This is a genomic window from Thermodesulfovibrionales bacterium, from assembly GCA_035622735.1.
Lineage (GTDB): Bacteria > Nitrospirota > Thermodesulfovibrionia > Thermodesulfovibrionales > UBA9159 > DASPUT01.
Genome location: DASPUT010000180.1, coordinates 1 through 3,835, shown reverse-complemented (window position 1 = coordinate 3,835; position 3,835 = coordinate 1). Strand labels below are relative to the sequence as shown.

6 protein-coding genes are annotated in these 3,835 nt (G+C 53.7%); all 6 read right to left on the bottom strand.

Annotation, left to right across the window (positions count from 1 at the left end; translation table 11 throughout):
• Positions 1-746: 50S ribosomal protein L2 (gene rplB, locus VEI96_09530; GenBank protein ID HXX58225.1), on the bottom strand; the 746-nt coding region annotated here is incomplete at its 3' end.
• On the bottom strand, positions 746-1,036 hold the full coding sequence (rplW, locus tag VEI96_09525) for a 50S ribosomal protein L23 (GenBank protein ID HXX58224.1): 291 nt from the start codon (positions 1,034-1,036) through the stop codon (positions 746-748). The genes rplW and rplB, both read right to left, overlap by 1 nt.
• Positions 1,033-1,662 carry a 50S ribosomal protein L4 gene (gene rplD, locus VEI96_09520; protein HXX58223.1) on the bottom strand — a complete coding sequence of 210 codons (630 nt, stop codon included), beginning with the start codon at positions 1,660-1,662 and terminating at the stop codon, positions 1,033-1,035. The genes rplW and rplD overlap by 4 nt, the downstream gene beginning before the upstream one ends.
• A gap of 1 nt (position 1,663) precedes the next feature.
• Positions 1,664-2,278 (bottom strand): 50S ribosomal protein L3, encoded by a 615-nt coding sequence (rplC, locus tag VEI96_09515; GenBank protein ID HXX58222.1) that lies wholly within the window; start codon positions 2,276-2,278, stop codon positions 1,664-1,666.
• Positions 2,275-2,580, bottom strand: a complete 306-nt coding sequence (rpsJ, locus tag VEI96_09510; GenBank protein HXX58221.1) for a 30S ribosomal protein S10 — start codon at positions 2,578-2,580, stop codon at positions 2,275-2,277. Before rpsJ ends, rplC begins: the two co-directional genes overlap by 4 nt.
• 39 nt (positions 2,581-2,619) lie before the next feature.
• Positions 2,620-3,819: an elongation factor Tu gene (gene tuf / locus VEI96_09505; protein HXX58220.1), complete on the bottom strand. Its 1,200-nt coding sequence runs from the start codon at positions 3,817-3,819 to the stop codon at positions 2,620-2,622.
• Positions 3,820-3,835: the final 16 nt, after the last annotated feature.

Here is a 3,835-nt window from a genome sequence, read left to right as displayed (position 1 = left end):
CACGGCGAACATGCAGGCCTGCCTCCCGAACTCCTGCCTTCCCCGCCGCCGAGAGGATGGTCCACAGGATTCATCGCAACGCCCCTTACGTGAGGTCTCTTGCCGAGCCACCGAACCCTTCCTGCCTTTCCGAGGGAGATGTTCTCACGGTCAGGGTAACTCACCTGGCCGACAGTAGCCTTACAGGCAGGCGGGATGAGCCTCACCTCACCTGACGACAGCTTCACGTGGCAATAGTCCTCAGCCTTCGCGATGAGCTGAGCCGACGATCCGGCACTTCTCGCAAGTTTTGCGCCTTCGCCCGCCCGCAGTTCTATGTTATGGATGAACGTGCCGAGGGGTATCTCCTTGAGAGGCAGGGCATTGCCTATCTTAATCTCCACCCCCGGCCCTGAAAGAATCTCTTCACCCACTTTCATGCCGAGAGGCGCTATAATGTATTTCCTCTCGCCATCACGGTATTTGAGGAGGGCTATCCTCGCCGACCTGTTGGGGTCGTATTCTATGGTCTCGACTTCAGCAGGAACATTGTGCTTATTCCTCTTGAAATCAATCATCCGGTAACGTCTCTTATTGCCGCCGCCTCTTTGCCATGCGGTGACACGTCCCTTATTGTTCCTGCCGCCTGTCTTCTTTAGGGCCTTGAGCAGAGGCCGATGCGGCTCTTTCGCGGTGATCTCTTCAAAATCGGATACCGACTGAAATCGCGTACCCGGAGATGTTGGATTATATTTTTTAACTGCCATTATGCACCCTCGATGAAATCAAGTTTTTCGCCCTTCTTCAGGGTTATGATAGCTTTCTTTCTGTCCGGTCTCTTACCGATAGACTTACCGTACCTCTTCCATTTCCCGTCCGTAGTGACGGTCGCAACCTTTTCGACCTTCACCTTGAAAATTTCCTCAACGGCCTTCTTGATATCGAGCTTGTTGGCCCCGATTGCGACCTCAACAAGGACCTTATTCTCCCCTTCCTTGAGCATCGCTCCCTTTTCCGTAAACAGCGGCCTCTTGATTACCGTATAGATACTTTTCATTGCTTGCATACCTCTGTCATGGTGCTGACAGCGTCTCTCGTCATGAGAATCCTGTCATGGGTGAGGATCTGATAGGAGTTGAGATTGGTAACTCTTTCGACATCCACTCGCGGAATGTTGCGGGAAGCGAGGAGGATATTATGATCCTTTCCGGGAATAACAATGAGAACGCTCTTCCCGTCAAGTCCGAGGTTTCTGAGGACTTCTACCATCGTCTTCGTTTTCGGCTTATCTACCGTAATTGATTCGACGACCATGATTTCGCCGCCCGTAAGTTTGGCAGACAATGCCTCCGCCAATGCCCTCCTTTTCAGGCTTCTCGGCAGCTTAAGAGCATAATCCCTGGGCTGAGGTCCGAAGACCGTTCCTCCCTTTCTCCAGAGCGGGGACCTGCTGCTTCCCGCGCGGGCCCTTCCCGTGTGTTTCTGCTTCCATGGTTTCTTGCCGCCGCCGCTCACCAGCCCCTTCGTCTTCGTCGCGTGGGTGCCCTGCCTCTGGTTCGCCAGATACGTTACGACAGAGGCATGCAAAATGTCCTTTCTTTCGCCGAACCCGAACATCTCCTCGGGAAGGCTGACCGTTCCTTTGACCTTATTACTGGTATCCTTCAGCTCTATATCAGGCATCTCAATCTCCCTTCTCGATCTCGAGGTATGCGCCGTCTCCGCCCGGCACCGCACCTTTGATCAAAAGAAGATTTTGCTCAGGCTTCACATCGACCACTGTGAGGTTCTTCACGGTAATCATTTCGCTGCCCATGTGTCCCGGCAATCCCTTATTCTTCCATACCCTCGAGGGATAAGAGCTTGCTCCGATCGATCCGGGTGCACGGTTGAACATGGAACCATGAGAACCGGGACCGCCCGCGTAGTTATGCCGTTTCATCACACCCTGAAATCCCTTGCCCTTTGAGATTCCCGAAACCTTGACCCTGTCTCCCTTGACGAACATTTCCGCTGTGACGAACTCGCCGACCTTGAGGTTTCCCATCTTGAACTCTTTTATGATCTTATAGGGCTTTGTCCCTGCCTTCTTGAATGTGCCGGCCATCGCCTTGTTCACCTTCTTCGTCTTCCGTATCTCGGAGAACCCGACCTTGACCGCTTCATAGCCGTCGTTATCGAGAGTCTTTACCTGAATCACGCAGCAAGGGCCGGCCTCTACGACGGTAACAGGGATCGCTCTCCCGTCACTCTCAAATATCTGGGTCATGCCGAGTTTCCTGCCGAGTATCCCTGTCATAGTTTTATCTCCACATCAACACCGGCGGCAAGCTCGAGTTTCATGAGTGCATCAACGGTCTGGGGTGTCGGGTCGTAAATATCGATGAGCCTCTTGTGAGTTCTTATCTCAAATTGCTCCCTTGACTTCTTGTCGACGTGGGGAGATCTCAGGACGGTCACTTTACTGATCCTCGTGGGGAGAGGAACCGGCCCGGCTATCCGCGCTCCCGTCCTCTGAGCCGTGTCTACGATCTCCTTCACCGACTGATCCAGGATCCTGTGGTCATAGGCCTTCAGCTTAATTCTTATTTTCTGATTCATGGTTCTCTCTCTATACCTCAAAAACTCTTATTTAACAGGTTACTCCAGCACCTCGGTCACGACTCCGGCTCCCACCGTCCTTCCGCCTTCCCTGATCGCAAACCGCAATTCCTTCTCCATCGCTATCGGCGCTATCAACTCCACCCTTACACTGATGTTGTCTCCCGGCATCACCATCTCCACCCCCTCAGGCAGATGCGCTACCCCCGTTACGTCCGTCGTCCTGAAGTAAAACTGCGGCCGGTATCCATTAAAAAACGGCGTGTGCCGACCCCCCTCCTCCTTCGTCAATATGTATACCTCCCCCTTGAACTTCGTATGCGGCGTTATGCTCCCAGGCTTCGCCAACACCTGCCCCCGCTCTACCTCTTCCTTCCCTATCCCCCTCAGCAATACCCCTATGTTATCCCCTGCCCTTCCCTCATCAAGCAGCTTCCTGAACATCTCTACCCCGGTCGCCACCGTCTTCCTCGTCTCCCCCAACCCTACTATCTCTACTTCCTCACCTACCTTTACGATCCCCCGCTCTACCCTTCCCGTTACCACCGTCCCTCGACCCGATATGCTGAATACATCCTCTATCGGCATCAAAAACGGCTTGTCTATCGGCCGCTCCGGTGTCGGTATATAACTGTCCACCGCCTCCATCAGCTCCAATATGCTCTTGTACTCAGGCGCCCCCTGTTCCGTCGCCCCACTCTCCAACGCCTTCAGCGCACTCCCCTTCACAATCGGTATCTTGTCCCCGGGAAACTGATACTTCGACAACAACTCCCTCACTTCCAGCTCCACCAGGTCCAACAACTCAGGATCATCCACCATGTCCGTCTTGTTCATGTACACCACTATGTACGGTACCCCTACCTGCCTCGCCAACAATATGTGCTCCCTCGTCTGCGGCATCGGCCCGTCCGCTGCACTCACCACCAAAATCGCACCGTCCATCTGCGCCGCTCCCGTTATCATGTTCTTTACATAGTCAGCATGACCAGGACAGTCTACATGCGCATAATGCCGCTTCTCCGTCTCATACTCTACATGCGCCGTCGCTATCGTTATCCCCCTCGCCTTCTCCTCAGGCGCATTATCTATACTGTCATACGCTCGGTACGTCGCCTGCCCCTTAAATGCCAGTACCTTCGTTATCGCCGCCGTCAATGTCGTCTTCCCATGATCTACATGCCCTATCGTCCCTACATTGCAATGTGGCTTCGTCCTCTCAAATTTTGCCTTCGCCATCTCTCCTCCTTTATTC

What these genes read in the sequence shown, in the direction of transcription:
- rpsJ (HXX58221.1), bottom strand. Translation starts at nt 2,580, where the DNA reads ATGAATCAGAAAATAAGAATTAAGCTGAAGGCCTATGACCACAGGATC.
- tuf (HXX58220.1), bottom strand. Translation starts at nt 3,819, where the DNA reads ATGGCGAAGGCAAAATTTGAGAGGACGAAGCCACATTGCAATGTAGGG.
- rplW (HXX58224.1), bottom strand. Translation starts at nt 1,036, where the DNA reads ATGAAAAGTATCTATACGGTAATCAAGAGGCCGCTGTTTACGGAAAAG.
- rplC (HXX58222.1), bottom strand. Translation starts at nt 2,278, where the DNA reads ATGACAGGGATACTCGGCAGGAAACTCGGCATGACCCAGATATTTGAG.
- rplD (HXX58223.1), bottom strand. Translation starts at nt 1,662, where the DNA reads ATGCCTGATATAGAGCTGAAGGATACCAGTAATAAGGTCAAAGGAACG.